Source organism: Marmoricola sp. URHA0025 HA25 (assembly GCF_054059435.1).
Genome location: NZ_JBSSCD010000001.1, coordinates 2,082,609 through 2,095,762 on the forward strand (window position 1 = coordinate 2,082,609; position 13,154 = coordinate 2,095,762).

Annotated in this window: 20 protein-coding genes, 1 pseudogene and 1 riboswitch; of the genes and pseudogenes, 5 read left to right on the forward strand and 16 right to left on the reverse strand. The window is 70.2% G+C overall.

Translation table 11 applies throughout. From position 1 onward, the window contains the following. Positions 1 to 76 precede the first annotated feature (76 nt). Positions 77 to 187, reverse strand: a riboswitch (glycine riboswitch). A 109-nt stretch (positions 188 to 296) separates the two neighbouring features. The 14 genes from ACVW00_RS10165 to ACVW00_RS10230 form a co-directional block, all read right to left on the reverse strand. Then, entirely contained in the window at positions 297 to 893 is a 597-nt protein-coding gene (locus ACVW00_RS10165) for a MerR family transcriptional regulator (protein WP_457113096.1), read from the reverse strand. Between the two features lie 214 nt (positions 894 to 1,107). Next, on the reverse strand, positions 1,108 to 1,581 hold the full coding sequence (locus ACVW00_RS10170) for a bifunctional nuclease family protein (RefSeq protein WP_457110785.1): 474 nt from the start codon (positions 1,579 to 1,581) through the stop codon (positions 1,108 to 1,110). A 51-nt stretch (positions 1,582 to 1,632) separates the two neighbouring features. Continuing rightward, positions 1,633 to 2,352 (reverse strand): transcriptional regulator FtsR, encoded by a 720-nt coding sequence (ftsR, locus tag ACVW00_RS10175; protein ID WP_457110786.1) that lies wholly within the window; start codon positions 2,350 to 2,352, stop codon positions 1,633 to 1,635. A gap of 1 nt (position 2,353) precedes the next feature. Beyond that, a complete protein-coding gene (locus ACVW00_RS10180) occupies positions 2,354 to 2,857 on the reverse strand; it encodes an FHA domain-containing protein (protein ID WP_457110787.1) in 504 nt (167 codons plus the stop codon). Positions 2,858 to 2,999: 142 nt separating this feature from the next. Beyond that, the gene (gcvH, locus tag ACVW00_RS10185; RefSeq protein ID WP_457110788.1) at positions 3,000 to 3,386 is read right to left on the reverse strand and encodes a glycine cleavage system protein GcvH; all 387 of its coding nucleotides are present in this window, start codon (positions 3,384 to 3,386) and stop codon (positions 3,000 to 3,002) included. A 125-nt stretch (positions 3,387 to 3,511) separates the two neighbouring features. Continuing rightward, positions 3,512 to 4,246: a DUF881 domain-containing protein gene (locus tag ACVW00_RS10190; protein WP_457110789.1), complete on the reverse strand. Its 735-nt coding sequence runs from the start codon at positions 4,244 to 4,246 to the stop codon at positions 3,512 to 3,514. 14 nt (positions 4,247 to 4,260) lie between these two features. Next, positions 4,261 to 4,593, reverse strand: a complete 333-nt coding sequence (locus ACVW00_RS10195) for a small basic family protein (RefSeq protein ID WP_457110790.1) — start codon at positions 4,591 to 4,593, stop codon at positions 4,261 to 4,263. Next, entirely contained in the window at positions 4,590 to 5,465 is an 876-nt protein-coding gene (locus ACVW00_RS10200; RefSeq protein ID WP_457110791.1) for a DUF881 domain-containing protein, read from the reverse strand. The genes ACVW00_RS10195 and ACVW00_RS10200 overlap by 4 nt, the downstream gene beginning before the upstream one ends. Before the next feature lie 2 nt (positions 5,466 to 5,467). Beyond that, on the reverse strand, positions 5,468 to 6,076 hold the full coding sequence (locus tag ACVW00_RS10205; RefSeq protein WP_457110792.1) for a CDP-alcohol phosphatidyltransferase family protein: 609 nt from the start codon (positions 6,074 to 6,076) through the stop codon (positions 5,468 to 5,470). 74 nt (positions 6,077 to 6,150) lie between these two features. Continuing rightward, the gene (locus tag ACVW00_RS10210; protein ID WP_457110793.1) at positions 6,151 to 6,657 is read right to left on the reverse strand and encodes an OsmC family protein; all 507 of its coding nucleotides are present in this window, start codon (positions 6,655 to 6,657) and stop codon (positions 6,151 to 6,153) included. 38 nt (positions 6,658 to 6,695) lie between these two features. Beyond that, entirely contained in the window at positions 6,696 to 6,824 is a 129-nt protein-coding gene (locus tag ACVW00_RS10215) for a hypothetical protein (protein WP_457110794.1), read from the reverse strand. A 107-nt stretch (positions 6,825 to 6,931) separates the two neighbouring features. Further along, positions 6,932 to 7,648, reverse strand: a complete 717-nt coding sequence (locus ACVW00_RS10220) for a hypothetical protein (RefSeq protein WP_457110795.1) — start codon at positions 7,646 to 7,648, stop codon at positions 6,932 to 6,934. Between the two features lie 4 nt (positions 7,649 to 7,652). Further along, positions 7,653 to 8,888: an NRAMP family divalent metal transporter gene (locus ACVW00_RS10225; RefSeq protein ID WP_457110796.1), complete on the reverse strand. Its 1,236-nt coding sequence runs from the start codon at positions 8,886 to 8,888 to the stop codon at positions 7,653 to 7,655. Next, positions 8,885 to 9,415: a hypothetical protein gene (locus tag ACVW00_RS10230; protein WP_457110797.1), complete on the reverse strand. Its 531-nt coding sequence runs from the start codon at positions 9,413 to 9,415 to the stop codon at positions 8,885 to 8,887. The genes ACVW00_RS10225 and ACVW00_RS10230 overlap by 4 nt, the downstream gene beginning before the upstream one ends. A gap of 95 nt (positions 9,416 to 9,510) precedes the next feature. Between ACVW00_RS10230 and ACVW00_RS10235 the strand changes: the two genes are divergently transcribed. From ACVW00_RS10235 to ACVW00_RS10245, 3 genes are all read left to right on the forward strand, one after another. Beyond that, complete coding sequence (locus ACVW00_RS10235) at positions 9,511 to 9,723, forward strand: hypothetical protein (RefSeq protein WP_457110798.1); 213 nt, start codon at positions 9,511 to 9,513, stop codon at positions 9,721 to 9,723. Position 9,724: 1 nt separating this feature from the next. After that, complete coding sequence (locus ACVW00_RS10240; RefSeq protein ID WP_457110799.1) at positions 9,725 to 9,868, forward strand: GPGG-motif small membrane protein; 144 nt, start codon at positions 9,725 to 9,727, stop codon at positions 9,866 to 9,868. A 67-nt stretch (positions 9,869 to 9,935) separates the two neighbouring features. Further along, a complete protein-coding gene (locus ACVW00_RS10245) occupies positions 9,936 to 10,463 on the forward strand; it encodes a CinA family protein (RefSeq protein ID WP_457110800.1) in 528 nt (175 codons plus the stop codon). Here ACVW00_RS10245 and ACVW00_RS10250 read toward each other — a convergent pair. Further along, positions 10,411 to 11,250, reverse strand: a complete 840-nt coding sequence (locus ACVW00_RS10250) for a universal stress protein (RefSeq protein ID WP_457110801.1) — start codon at positions 11,248 to 11,250, stop codon at positions 10,411 to 10,413. The two genes, ACVW00_RS10245 and ACVW00_RS10250, sit on opposite strands and share 53 nt — an antisense overlap. A gap of 98 nt (positions 11,251 to 11,348) precedes the next feature. Beyond that, positions 11,349 to 11,513 (reverse strand): hypothetical protein, encoded by a 165-nt coding sequence (locus ACVW00_RS10255; protein ID WP_457110802.1) that lies wholly within the window; start codon positions 11,511 to 11,513, stop codon positions 11,349 to 11,351. Positions 11,514 to 11,734: 221 nt separating this feature from the next. On the opposite strand from ACVW00_RS10255, the pseudogene ACVW00_RS10260 reads away from it, so the two are divergent. Next, positions 11,735 to 11,851 (forward strand): annotated as a pseudogene (locus ACVW00_RS10260) (hypothetical protein); the annotation flags it as partial. Positions 11,852 to 11,972: 121 nt separating this feature from the next. Beyond that, on the forward strand, positions 11,973 to 13,127 hold the full coding sequence (locus tag ACVW00_RS10265; protein ID WP_457110803.1) for an MFS transporter: 1,155 nt from the start codon (positions 11,973 to 11,975) through the stop codon (positions 13,125 to 13,127). The last annotated feature ends 27 nt before the right edge of the window (positions 13,128 to 13,154 follow it).

The window sequence follows — 13,154 nt, forward strand, 5'->3', positions numbered from 1 at the left end:
CTGCAGCTGCTGCGATCCACCGACGTGGTGGCGGGCACCTCCCCCTCTGTCGGACAGCGGCGTCCTCCAGAGTTGCCTGGCCCGCACGGTCCTTTCGCCTGAGAGGTTCCGGGGAGGAATTGCCCCTTCGGCGCTCCGGCGCGGCGACTGGTCGCGTCGCCGCCGGAGACTCTCCCATGCAGGGTGGTCAGCAAGACCAAAAATACCAGCCCATGGGTTTCGAGAGGCTCAACGACCGGTGGTTGAGCCTCTCGAAACCCACCGGCCCGTGCAGATTCGCCCGGATCGGTCGATTCTCAGCTCGACATGCGCGCCTGTCGGCGGGCGGCGAGCTCGTCGCTGGCGTGGCTCGTGGCCGCGTGGTCGTCGGCCGTGCGCTCGGAGGGCAGCTCGGCGAGCGAGCCCTCGATCTCGCGCCACACGCCACCGATCGCGATGCCGAAGACGCCCTGGCCGCCCTGCAGCAGGTCGATGACCTCGTCGTTGCTGGTGCACTCGTAGACCGAGGCTCCGTCACTCATCAAGGTGACCCGGGTGAGGTCGTCGGTGCCGCGGGCGCGCAGGTGCGCGACGGCGGTGCGGATCTGCTGCAGCGAGACGCCGGCGTCGAGCAGCCGCTTGATCACCTTGAGCAGCAGGATGTCGCGGAAGCCGTAGAGCCGCTGGGTGCCGGACCCGGTCGCGCTGCGCACGGTCGGCTCGACGAGGCCGGTGCGGGCCCAGTAGTCGAGCTGCCGGTAGGTGATGCCGGCAGCCGAACAGGCGGTCGGTCCGCGGTAGCCGAGGTCGTCGGGAAGCGTGGAGACGTCGTCGTCGAAGAGCAGGCCCTGCTCGTTGGCCGCCTCCGCTGCCTGCTCGGCCGCCTGCCTGGCCTGTGCGTCGAGCTCGGCCACCGACTTGCCGGTTCCGTTGTTGGTGCCCACTACGACCTCCGAAGTCTCGCTTCACTGAGCGTAACCCCTGAGGAAGTCGGATGCAGGGCGTTGGCGCCGATGAATCGCATCCGTGGAGTTACAGCGAAGACATCCCGAACGGTAAACCTGAGGTTGAGGGTTGGTCAAAGACACGGCCCGGCGTGTCGCAAACCTTAAAGGGAAACTTGAAGGTTCAGCCGGAGGGCTTCTCGAAGTCCTCGGGAGTCACCTGGTCGAGGAACTCGCGGAACTTCTCGACCTCCTCCTCCCGCTCGTCCGGTACGGCGATGCCGGCGTCGTCGAGGATCTCCTCGGCACAGACGATCCGGGTGCCGGTGCGCAGCGCGAGAGCGATCGAGTCCGAGGGTCTGGCACTGACCTCGACGCCCGAGCCGAGAACGAGGGTGGCGTAGAAGATGCCGTCGTTGACCTCGGTGATCCGGACCTCGGTGAGCGCGTTGCCGGTCGCGTCGAGCACGTCCTTGAGCAGGTCGTGGGTCAAGGGGCGTGGTGGCACCACGCCCTGCTGGGCGAAGGCGATCGCAGTGGCCTCGACGGCACCGATCCAGATCGGCAGGTAGCGCTCCCCCGCCGCCTCGCGCAGCAGCACGATCGGCTGGTTCGAGGGAACCTCGACCCGCACTCCGACCACCTCGACCTCGCGCACACGTTCACCCTAGCCCCCGCCGTGGAGCGGCGCGCGCTGATCAGGACGACGTCAGCGCAGCGCGCGGAGCCCGGCGCGCACGAGGGTGGCGTGCAGGCGCAGCGACAGCGCGGCGATCTCGTCGACCGCCTGGGCCGCCCGTCCCTGGGCGCCCTCCTCACGGCTGCGCCGGATCGGCGTGACGACCTGCTCCACCAACCCGATCTCCCGGTCAGCGGAGGTGCGGAACGCGCGCAGGTGACGAGGCTCGATGCCGAACGCGGCGAGCTCGCCGGCGGTGCGGGCGACCGACAGTGCATCCGTGTCGTAGTACTTCGAACCCGCCCGGGTGCGCACCAGCCCGAACGCCTCGAGCTGGTCGAGGAACTCGTCGGTGATCTCCGCCCTCTTCACCAGCTCGCGGCGGGAGACCCGCTCGTCACCGTGCTCGGGCCGCAGCAGCTCCGCTGCCGCGGAACCCTCGCCGAGGGCTCCGACCGGTGCCCTCCCGCCGTTGAAGGCGGGCGGGTCCACGCCGCGGTCGATGAGGTCGAGGTGCTCCCTGATCACCTTGAGCGGCAGGTAGTGCTCCCGCTGCATCCTGATGATGTAGCGGAGCCGCTCCATGTCGCGGGTGGAGTACTTGCGGTAGCCCGACGGCGTGCGTTCCGGCTCGACGAGACCCTCGGCCTCGAGGAAGCGCAGCTTGGACTCCTTGATGTCCTCGTCGGGGAACTCCGCAGTCAGCTCGGCGAGCGCCTGCCCGATGCTCTTGCGGGCCGCCTGGCGCAACTCAGCCCTCCGTCGCGGCGCTGGCGAAGAACACCAGCCGGAACTTGCCGATCCGGACCTCGTCGCCGTTCTGCAGCAGCGCGTCGTCGATCCGGTCGCGGTTGACGTAGGTCCCGTTGAGGCTGCCGACGTCGTGCACCCGGTAGGACCCCTCGGTGCGATGGAACTCCACGTGCCGCCGGGACACCGTGATGTCGTCGAGGAAGATGTCGCTCTCCGGATGGCGGCCTGCGCTCACGACGTCGGTGTCGAGGAGGTAGCGGCTCCCGGCCCCCGGTCCACGCTGCACGATGAGCAGCGCGCTCCCGGCCGGGAGGGCGTCCGCCGCGGCCGCGTCGGCCTCGTTCAGGATCGCCCGGTCGTCACCCTCGGCCTTGGCCGCAGGACCCCCGAAGCTGATCGTCGCAGTCGTCTCGACCGGCGTCGGCTCGAGCGGGTGACCGCACTGGGAGCAGAACTTCGCCTCGTCAGTGTTCTGGTTCCCGCACTGCGAGCACGTCTGCATCCTGGACCTCCCATGTCACCACTGGTCGCCGGCGTGGACCCCCGAATCGGACCGTCGGGCCGAAACCCTCAAGTCGAAGTGGAGGTTCACGGTTGTCCGGCCAACCTATCAGTGACCGGCAACCGCGGGACTGCAGAAACGGTCAGTCGCTGGCGAGTGCCTGGTACGCCGCGGCGTCGAGCATCTCGACGGTGGCAGCGTCGTCGGCGACGGCAACCTCGAAGAGCCAGCCGGCGCCGTACGGGTCGGTGTTGACCAGCTCCGGCGTCGCATCGAGGGTCTCGTTGCGGGCGACCACCTCTCCGGTCACCGGCGAGTACACGTCGCTCACCGACTTGGTCGACTCCAGCTCGCCGACGGCGCCGCCGGCTGTGACCGACTCGCCGAGCTCGGGAAGCTGGACGTAGACGATGTCACCCAGGGCGTCCTGGGCGTAGTCGGTGATGCCGATGCGGACCGACCCGGCGGTCTCCCCCGGGGTGCGCACCCACTCGTGCTCGGCGGTGTACTTCAGGTCGTCGGGAAACAACGCTGCTCCTCTGGTTCGGCGGTCCGGGGCCGGTCCGTCGTGGACCCCTGGGAAGAAACTACCGGTCGCGGCGGCGGCGCACGCGGCGCGTCGGCCATCGGGGCGGCCGACGTCGCGGGACCCGTTCAGTCGGGCCTGGTCGGCTCGGCGTACTGCGGCTGGGTCGGCTTGCGGACAACCGTCACCTCGATGTCCTGGCTCTGCTTGATCGACACCTTGCCCTCGTCGAGCGACACGTCGTCGACGAAGCCGCCCGGGAACTTCAGCGCGGTCGTCAGGCCGTCCGGATCGCCGATCACGTCGATCGTGTACGGCGACTTGAGCACTGTCCCGTCGACGTCGATGCCGCCGGTGGAGGCCTCGAACGACGTCTGGGCGACCACCCGGATCCTGTCGTTGATCTCGATGGCCTCGGCGCCCGCGTCACGGAGCTCCTCGATGCCGTCCAGGAGCAGGTTCACGCTCAGGGAGTCCGGCACGGTCACGGTGATCCGTACTCCGGGGCCGTGCGCGGCGAGCGTCCCGGCGAGCACACCGAGCGTGGTGAGCTCGGTGTGGGCCTGCTTGAGGGCCGCGGAGGTCTTGTCGTTGCTGTCGCGCAGCGAGTCGCGGGTCGCCTCGAGGTCCGAGATGTCCTTCTCGTTGCGGCGCGAGGCGGCCTGCAGGCCGGTGAGCGCCTGGATGAGGTCGGCCTGCCGCAGGCCTGCGTAGTCGTCGTCGCGCCCTGCGATCCGCACCTGCGTCACCGCGGCCGCCCCGAGCACGGCGAGCAGCACCGCGACGACGAGCTGGCCCCGGCCGGGGTGCACGAGCGCGCGCACGAGCCGTCGGCGCCCGACGTTCTCCTCAGTCACGGTCATCCCCCGGCTCCAGCTCAGGCGTGGAAGAGATGTCGGCGGATCGCGGCGACGTTGGAGAAGATCCTGATCCCGAGGACCACGATCACGCCGGTGGAGAGCTGTGCACCGACGCCCAGCTTGTCGCCGAGGAACACGATCAGGGCCGCGATGAACACGTTGCTGATGAACGAGACGACGAAGACCCGGTCGTTGAAGATGCCGTCGAGGAAGGCGCGGGCCGCACCGAACACGGCGTCGAGCGCCGCGACGACCGCGATCGGCAGGTACGGCTCGAGGCCGATCGGGACGTCGGGTTTGAGGAACAGGCCGAGTCCCACTCCGAGCAGCAGCCCGATGACCGCGATCACGACGACCTCTTTTCCTGGGGTGTCTGGGACGTCTCGACGAACCGGAACGACGGGAGCTTCGCCGCCGGGAGCCGTAGCGAGGACTTGGCGCGGATGGAGAAGCGGAGCCCCACCTCCCGCTGCGCATCCAACCATGCCTGGCCGCTCGTGGTCTCGATGAACCGGGACGGCAGCCTGAGTGCGTCGCCGATGGCGAGCACCCGGTACGGCCGGGTGAGCTCACGGAAGTTCACCGTGATCCCCTGGCCTCCGTGACGGATCGGCGACAGGGCGGTCAGGCGCTGGCCGTTGATGCTGATCGCCTCGGCGCCGGCGCGCCACAGGCCGTTCACGATCTTCTGCAGGTCGGTGTCGAGCACGCGGAAGCGGTCACTCTCCGCGCCCTTCGCGTCGTCGACGTCGATCTCGACACCGGGCCCGTGCACCGGAGCGGTGCCGGCGCGGGTCCGCAGCAGGTCGAGCTCGGCGAGGATCGTGGTGGAGTCCCGGGAGTTGCGCACCAGCTCTGTCTCGAGCCGCTTGGTCTCCGTGCGCAGCTTCGCCACCGTCAGCCGGTCCGCGTCCACGGTCGCCTTCCGCTGCTTGACCTGGTCGACCAGGGCGCGGCGCTCGCGCTCCTGGCTGACGCTGTCCTGGGAGGTCTGCACGGCGGCCGTCACGGCCAGTGCCGCGAAGATGGCCAGCACGACGGCGCCGGCCGCGCCGATCCGCGGGCGCGACCTGGCGACCGGCGGATCCACGCGTCGAGAGGCGACCTCTACGTAGTCCTCGTCGACCGCGTGCGCCGTCAGGTACGGGAGCAGCCCCATCGTGACCTGGTCCGGGAGGACGCGGTCGTCGCGACGGTCCTGCGGAACGAGCTGTTCGGACACGTTCAACCGGTCCCGAGGTCGGGCGCCCTGCGGTCACGATCCGCCAGCAGCTTGCGCACCTGCCACGCATAGAGGAGTCCGGCCCACCAGTAGAGCCCGATTCCCCAGATCGCGAACGCCCAGCCGAACATCTTGCCCAGGGTCGCCACGGTGCCGCTCCCGTCGCCGATGAACAACAACGGGAATGCATAGAGCAGGTTGAAGGTGGCCGCCTTGCCGAGGAAGTGCACCGGCAGCGCGCTGTAGCCGCGCGTGCGCAGGAAGGGGACCAGGCACCAGAGGAAGGCGTCGCGCGCGGGCAGGATCAGGGCGACCCACCACGGGATGATGTCGCGCAGCGCCAGGCCGATGACGACGGCGAGGATGTAGAGCCGGTCGGCGACCGGGTCCAGGATCTCGCCGAGCTTGGAGGTCTGGTTCAACCGCCGCGCCAGGTAGCCGTCGAGCCAGTCGGTGAAGCCGGAGACCATCAGCAGGAGCACGGCGAGCACGTCGGCCTCGGGACCGAGCACCAGCCACAGGAACACCGGTACGCCGAGAAGTCGCAGCGCGCTCACGGCGTTGGGCAGCGTCCAGACGGTCGACCGGTCTGCGTCGTCGCGTCTGGCCATGCGGGTTCCCCTGGTGCCGCTCATGTCGGGGCCACCCTATCCGTGGGCTCGGGTTCACTCGGGTGCAGCGTGGCTCACCCGACGCGCCGCACGACGACTCGCGGCGGCTCGCGCAGGCTCTGGCCGACCACGCAGTAGCGCTCGGTCGAGCGCGCGAGGCGCTCGAGTGCCTCAGGATCCACGTCGCCGGTGATGGCGAACCCGATGACGAGTCCCTGGATGCCGACCGGTGCGGCCCGGTCCAGGCCGAGCGTGCCCCTCGCATCGAAGGTCGCGTCCGCACGGACGGCGACGACGCCGAGCTCGAGGCCCATGGCGGTCGCGACGCTGCGCAGGGTCACTCCTGCGCAGGCGAGCACGGCCTCGAGGAGCATGTCACCCGAGCACGCGTCGCTGCCGTCCCCGCCGGTTGCCGCGTGCAGCCCGGCTCGCACCGGCCCGGCGAACCCGGCGACGGTGCAGGTGATCCCGTCTTCGGCAAAGCTGCCGGTTGCGGTCAGCGGCGTGAGTGCGGCACCGGGGTCGTCGCGGTATCGCGCCTTGAGCGGAGCCTGCGCCGCGCGCAGGGTCGAGGAGTCCATGCGCCAGTATCGCGCCGGGGCGCGTCGGGCGGTGGGGATCAGGCTGCGCGGTGGATCTCGCAACCGCAGCGCGGGCAGTGCTCGCGCTCGCAGCAGTCGAGGTCCTGACCGCAGCCGCAGACGTCCGACGCGGTGGCGTCCGGCGCGAGCGCTGCTTCGGTGGTCATGTCGTCTCCTCGGTTGTCTCTCGACAGGAGAAACGACCGGGCCGTCGGATACATGACGCCTTTCGCGACGAAATGACCCATTCGGGCCATGCGTGCCGCCCGAACGGTCAGCGCGCCTCGAGGGGGCCGGGCGATCGACTGGCCTCGACCAGGCCGCGTTCCCAGTCGATGCTGCGGACGCCGCCCATGCCGAGCTCGACGGTGTGCCGGTGCAGCCAGCGGACCGCAGCGTCGACCAGCCACGGACCGCTGACGTCGCCGCGGTCGTAGCCGAGCAGCGACCCCGGGCGGCCTCTGCCGACGACGAGGCTGCGCAGCACCAGGCGCGACTCGCGCCGGCGTGGTTCGAGACGTACGTCGAGGACGTGCCCCTTCGACGTCCCGTCCAGCACGACGTCCATGCCGAGTAGGGCGTCCATCCGCCGCAGCGTGACACCTGGCGCCGCCGGGGACTGGCGGTCCAGGAGGCCCTCCCGCCCCACCCGGAGCCGCACGTCGGAGCCCACGTGCTCCACGAGGTCGAGGCCCAGCCGCAGCGGCAGCTCGCGTCCGGCGTACTGGACGCCGAGGCTGACCCACATCTCCCGGAGCCAGCCGCCCAGACGGCCCGAGAACCTCGGAACCAGCGCGGCCGGGCCGACGAGCAGTCCCGTCACGGAGAGCTCCCGCCCACCGCCGTCAGTGATCTCCAGGTCGTCGACGTTGCAGACCATCATCCCGTCGATGTCGACCACCTGCCGGTCCATCAGGTGCAGGGCCGCGTCCAGCCACGGCCCCTCGAGCCGGTTGGTGTGGCGGCGATCCTCGGCACCGGTCTCCGTCATGTCCTCACATCCCTGCGCCCATGTGGGTGATGATCATCAGTGGGATCGCCGCCACGGCGGCGACGACCACCAGCACCAGGAAGATCGTGCCGAGCGTGTTCGAGAGTGCTCCGTTGGCGTGCTCGCCCAGGTAGTCGCGGTCGTTGGCGACAACCAGGATGGGGAAGTACGTCAGCGGGAGCGCGACAGCCGAGAACACCACCGAGAGCTCGGTGACCAGGATGGGGTCGACCCCGGTCATGAGTACCCCGATGGCCAGCACGGTCGCGAGGATGAGCAGGAGGTGGAAGCGCGCCGCCTGCTTCGGCCGGACGAACTTCCCCCACTGCCAGCCGAAGAACTGCGCCAGCGAGTAGCCGGCCGACAGACCGGTCTCGCAGGCGGCGCCGAACGTCGCCGCGACGAAGCCGATGACGACGACCGCGACGCCGATCTTGCCCAGCGCGACGGCGACCGGCAGCCCGACCTGGCTCAGGGACGACACGTCGACCTCGAGCGGACCGAGGACCACCGCTGCGCAGCCGGCGATCGCCACGGAGAGCAGTCCACCGAGCGGGAAGCCGATCAGCACGTTGGCGCGCATGATGCCCAGGCTCTTCTCCGTCCACTTCTCCTCCACCCCACCGGAGGAGAAGAAGAACACCTCGTAGGGCGTCATCGCGGCACCGAACAGGCCGACGGCGAAGTAGCCGTAGGTCAGCCAGTCCTCCTTGCCCGGCTTCGCGAACGTCGCAGCCTGCGAGGCGAGGTCGCCCCACGAGGGACCGAGCTGCCACAGCGCAACGGCGAAGGCGACCAGGCACAGGCCCAGCACACCCACGACGTTCTCCATCACAGTGAACTTCGTCCGCCAGAGGACCGCCCAGACCAGCAGGCCGACGAAGGGCACGATGAGGAACTCGGAGAGCGATGTCAGGAGCATGATCGCCAGCGCCACACCGCCGATCTCGGCGATGAACGTCATCACCGTCACCGCTACGGAGGCGAAGAGGTTCAGCACCCCCACGCGCGGCCCGAGCCGCTCGCGCACCAGGTCGAACGTGGCGCGCCCGCTGCAGGCAGCCACACGACCCGACATCTCCGCGAAGACGCAGATCCCCACGACGCCCGTGATCGTCACCAGCGCGAGGGACATGCCGAACCGGGCACCCGTCTGCGCGTTGAAGACGAGGTCACCGATGTCGACGAACCCGCCGATCGCGGTGAGGATGCCCAGCGCCACCTCGAAGATCTTCTTCATCCGGCGCCCACGGCTCCCGGGGACTTCTCCACGGTCTTGTCGAGCTGGTCGAGCTGGTCGCGAAGGTCGTCGATGCGCTGGACCAGCCGACGCGCAGACTCCTCGGTCAGGCCGGGCGACGCCAGCGCGACCCGTACGTCGACCAGGAGCGACGACGCCTCGTCCAGCGCATCACCCACGGCGGCGTTCGCCCGGTGCAGGTCGTCGGGCGGCTGCTGGACCTGGTAGCTGGAGATCTCCCGGCCGCTGGTCTCGATGCTGTCGGTGACCGCCTCGACCGAGTAGGTGTGCTGGAGCCGGTTGCGCTGCTCCTGCTGGACGACCAGGCGTGCGGTCCCGAGACCGGAGATGACCTCCCCGAGAGCCCGGTCACTCGCGCTCTGCCAGGCCGACGTGCTCGACGGGTGACCGGTGGTGCAGCCGGCACCCAGGAACCCGAGAAGGAGGACGCCCGTCGCCGAGACGCGCATGGTCCCGCGGCTCCGCCCACCCATGGCCGAGCCGTACCCGCGGCCCCTCTGCTTCATGCTCTCGCACGTGCATGCGAGTGCGAGACCCGACGCGGGTGCATGCCCTCGATTGCGGCGGGTACCAGATGTGCCGCGAGCCGAGGAGGTGCCCGATGAACAACAGTGCATGGGCCGGCGTCCTGATGGCCACGTTGGCGGTTCTCATCGCCATCGGGTTCGTCACGATGTGGGTCCGCGACCGGGGACGTGCGCATGAACAGGCCACGGACGCCGACCGCGCGGACACCGACGCACATCTCAGCGCGCGATCAAGGGAGGGAGCGGCCGAAGGGCCGCATGACATTCCGAAGGAGAGGCGGCACTGACATGGAGTTCATTCTCTGGATCCTGGCGGTGATCCTGGTGATCTCGGGGATCGTCAGCCTTGTCCGCGGTGCAGTGCTCTGGGGCATCGTGCTGATCATCGTGGGTCTGCTGGTCGGACCCGGTGGCGTGAGCATCTTCACGTGACCCGACGAGAGCGGCGGTGTGCGGTCCCTGACCGTGCATCGCCGCTCTTGGCGTCCGCAGGAGGAACATGACCGACAATGCCGACCGCGTCCAAGTGGTTGCCGACCTCGCCTCCCGTCACGGGTTCCGGGTCGGTGTCGCGGAGTCGCTGACGTCCGGGCTCCTCGCCGGTGACCTGGGTGCGGGCCCCGACGCCTCCGCGTGGTTTCGCGGCGGCGTCGTGGCGTACGCGTCGGAGGTCAAGTTCGAGGTGCTCGGGGTGACGCGCGGGCCGGTGGTGACCAGGGAGTGCGCCCTGGAGATGGCGCACGGTGCGGCGGAGCTGCTCGACGCGGACGCCGTCGTGGCGACGACCGGAGTCGGTGGCCCCGAACCCGAGGAGGGCCAGCCGCCCGGCACCGTCTACGTGGCCGCGCTGGTGCGAGACCAGGAGGTGTGCCGGCGCCTCGACCTGGCCGGAGAGCCGGAGCAGGTCCTGGAGCAGACGCGCGAGCACTCGCTCGAGGCACTCGTCGAGGCCATGGAGGCCTCCCTCGACGGCCTCAGCGGACCACGGCGACAGGACACTGCGCGTGGTGCAGCACCTGCTGGCTGACAGAGCCGAGCAGCATGCCGGCGAATGCGCCGCGCCCCCTCGAGCCGACCACGACGAGTGACGCCACCGCTGACGCGTCGGCAAGGGCTCGCCAGGCAACCACCGGTATCGCCGCCGTCTCCAGGCGTACGCCGGGATGGTCGGCCCGCGCACCTGCGACGGTCTCCGCGAGCAGCCGCTCCTCCTCGGCGATCCGCTCCATGAACTGACGCGGCACCTCGCGACGCGTCGTCCCGGTCGCGGTGCCGTCGCGCCACCCGTGCACCACCAGGACCTCCTCGCCGGTCAGCTCGGCATGCCGGCAGGCGAACTCGAGCGCTGCGGCACTGCCGCCCGACCCGTCGACGCCGACCACGATGCGGTGCGCACCGGGATGAGCGACCGGACGCGCGACCACGACCGGGCACGGTGCGTGCCGGGCGAGGTGCTGGCTCACCGAGCCGGCGACGGCCCCGGCCACCTGTCCGTGGCCCCTGCTACCCACCACGAGCATCGCGGCGTCGTGGGCCGCTTCGAGCAGCACCGGGACCGGCGGTCCCGACCTCGTCTCGACAGAGGTCTTCACCTCGAAGGCCTCCTCGAGGATGCTGTCGGCGGAGGCACGAACCTCTTCGAGGTGTCCCCCGGAGAGCAGGGAGCCCTGCGGCGAGAGATCGTCGTCCGCGGTCGCGATGACCGCGACCACCGGCTGCTCGCTGTGCATCGCCATCCGCACCGCCCACCAGAGGGCGGTCTGCGCATCCGGCGACCCGTCGTACGCGACCGCGATCGTGCCCTGGTTCGTCATGTCCTCCAGCATCCCGCTCCCCCGCCCGCACCCGCAGGGCCGCACGCACCCCGTCCGGGGGACCTTCGGCACCCCGCGGCGAGAGCCGACGAAACCGGTCAGCGCGCGGTGCAAACCCGCCTGACGGCCGTCAGCAGCCGCCGGATCAGCCGTGGGCGCCGTCGTGGCTCCCGGGCACGACGCGGTGGCCGCGGGGTGCCGCGGTGGAGGCTGATCATCTCGACCTCCAGCGGCACGCAGTCGCGCTGCCAGGCGTCGCCCATGCCGACGACTCTAGACCGGCTGTCCCGGGGAGTCGTGGTTCGTCGGCTCTGGCCCGAAATGATCTTTCGGGGCAACGTACGGCTGTGCCAAGGTCAGGCATCAGTCACGGCCCCGGGCCGGGAGTGACCGGACGAAGGGCCTTGCCGTGAGCGATCTGACAACCCCCGCGGCCGACCCGCGCCGCTGGAAGGCGCTCGGCGTCCTCGGGCTCATCCAGTTCATGCTGATCCTGGACGTCACCGTGGTGAACGTCGCGCTCCCGAACATCAAGGACGACCTCGGGTTCTCCCAGTCCGGTCTCGCCTGGGTCGTCAACGGCTACGTCCTGATGGCCGGCGGGCTGCTGCTGCTCGGCGGGCGGCTGGCCGACGTCTTCGGGCGCCGGCGGCTCTTCCTCCCTCGGCCTCGGCGTCTTCGCGATCGCGTCCGCCACCTGTGGCGCCGCGGCCAACCCGGAGATGCTGGTGATCTCCCGGTTCCTCCAGGGCACCGGCGAGGCGCTCGCCGCGCCGGCCTCTCTCGGGCTGATCGCGGTGCTGTTCCCCGACCCGGTCGAGCGCATGAAGGCGCTCGGCCTCTGGGGCGGCATCGCCGGTCTGGGTGGCACGTCCGGCACGGTGATCTCCGGCGTCCTGGTGGACCTCGCGGACTGGCGATGGATCTTCTTCATCAACCTCCCGGTGGCGATCTTCGCGTTCGCCATGGTGCCGCGCCTGGTCTCGGAGAGCCGGATGACCCAGCACGCGCGGCGTCCGGACTACTGGGGTGCGATCACCGGCACGGCAGGGCTGATCCTGGTCGTCGACGGGCTGATCGAGGCGGCCAGCCACTCCTGGGGCTCGGCCAACGTGCTGGTGCCGCTGCTCGGCGGGCTGCTGCTGCTCGCGCTGATGTTCTACATCGAGTCGGTCTCCCAGGCGCCCCTCATCCCGCTCTCCTTCTTCCGCAACCGGACCCGGGTCGTCACGAACTTCGTGACCCTGTTCTTCGCCTCGTCCTTCTTCACCTACTTCTTCCTGCTCACGCTCTTCGAGCAGCAGGTGCTCGGCTGGTCTCCGCTGAAGAGCGGTCTGTCCTACCTGCCGTTCGGCCTCAGCATCGGCGCCGGCATCGGCATCGGCACCGCCCTGATGCCGCGGATCGGCGTGAAGCCGCTCTTCGCGGTCGGGTTCTTCGGTTGCGCGGTCGGGCTGTACCTGGCCGGCACGATCAGCGTCGATGCGTCGTACGCCGGCAACATCGTGCCGGGGATGGTCCTCCTCGGGTTCTTCTCCGGCGTCTCGTTCCCGACGATCGGCAACGCCTCGCTGCACGAGGTCACCGGACAGGACTCCTCGCTCGCGTCCGGTGTGCAGGCCGCGATGCAGCAGGTGGGCGGCGCCCTCGGGCTGGCGAGCCTGGTCACGCTCGCCCTGCGCCACGCCGCCCACCAGGTGCGCGACGGCGTGCTGCCGCCGATCGCGCTCACCGACGGCTACCAGGTCGCCTACCGCGTCAGTGCCGCCCTCTGCGTGATCGGCGGGGTCCTGGTCCTCGTCCTGCTCGAGCACGTGATCGCCGAGCCACGCAACCCGCTCGCCGCGGAGCTGGAGGCGGAGCTGCCGGGCGCCTGAGGAGATCCGCTGTCGCGCATGGTGCTC

Excerpts from the sequence above, each read along its gene's own strand:
- ACVW00_RS10180 (WP_457110787.1), bottom strand. The coding sequence starts at position 2,857 with ATGCAGACGTGCTCGCAGTGCGGGAACCAGAACACTGACGAGGCGAAG.
- ACVW00_RS10190 (WP_457110789.1), bottom strand. The coding sequence starts at position 4,246 with ATGACCGTGACTGAGGAGAACGTCGGGCGCCGACGGCTCGTGCGCGCG.
- ACVW00_RS10205 (WP_457110792.1), bottom strand. The coding sequence starts at position 6,076 with ATGGCCAGACGCGACGACGCAGACCGGTCGACCGTCTGGACGCTGCCC.
- ACVW00_RS10210 (WP_457110793.1), bottom strand. The coding sequence starts at position 6,657 with ATGGACTCCTCGACCCTGCGCGCGGCGCAGGCTCCGCTCAAGGCGCGA.
- ACVW00_RS10215 (WP_457110794.1), bottom strand. The coding sequence starts at position 6,824 with ATGACCACCGAAGCAGCGCTCGCGCCGGACGCCACCGCGTCGGACGTC.
- ACVW00_RS10220 (WP_457110795.1), bottom strand. The coding sequence starts at position 7,648 with ATGACGGAGACCGGTGCCGAGGATCGCCGCCACACCAACCGGCTCGAG.
- ACVW00_RS10225 (WP_457110796.1), bottom strand. The coding sequence starts at position 8,888 with ATGAAGAAGATCTTCGAGGTGGCGCTGGGCATCCTCACCGCGATCGGC.
- ACVW00_RS10230 (WP_457110797.1), bottom strand. The coding sequence starts at position 9,415 with ATGAAGCAGAGGGGCCGCGGGTACGGCTCGGCCATGGGTGGGCGGAGC.
- ACVW00_RS10235 (WP_457110798.1), top strand. The coding sequence starts at position 9,511 with ATGAACAACAGTGCATGGGCCGGCGTCCTGATGGCCACGTTGGCGGTT.
- ACVW00_RS10240 (WP_457110799.1), top strand. The coding sequence starts at position 9,725 with ATGGAGTTCATTCTCTGGATCCTGGCGGTGATCCTGGTGATCTCGGGG.
- ACVW00_RS10245 (WP_457110800.1), top strand. The coding sequence starts at position 9,936 with ATGACCGACAATGCCGACCGCGTCCAAGTGGTTGCCGACCTCGCCTCC.
- ACVW00_RS10250 (WP_457110801.1), bottom strand. The coding sequence starts at position 11,250 with ATGACGAACCAGGGCACGATCGCGGTCGCGTACGACGGGTCGCCGGAT.
- ACVW00_RS10255 (WP_457110802.1), bottom strand. The coding sequence starts at position 11,513 with ATGGGCGACGCCTGGCAGCGCGACTGCGTGCCGCTGGAGGTCGAGATG.
- ACVW00_RS10265 (WP_457110803.1), top strand. The coding sequence starts at position 11,973 with ATGCTGGTGATCTCCCGGTTCCTCCAGGGCACCGGCGAGGCGCTCGCC.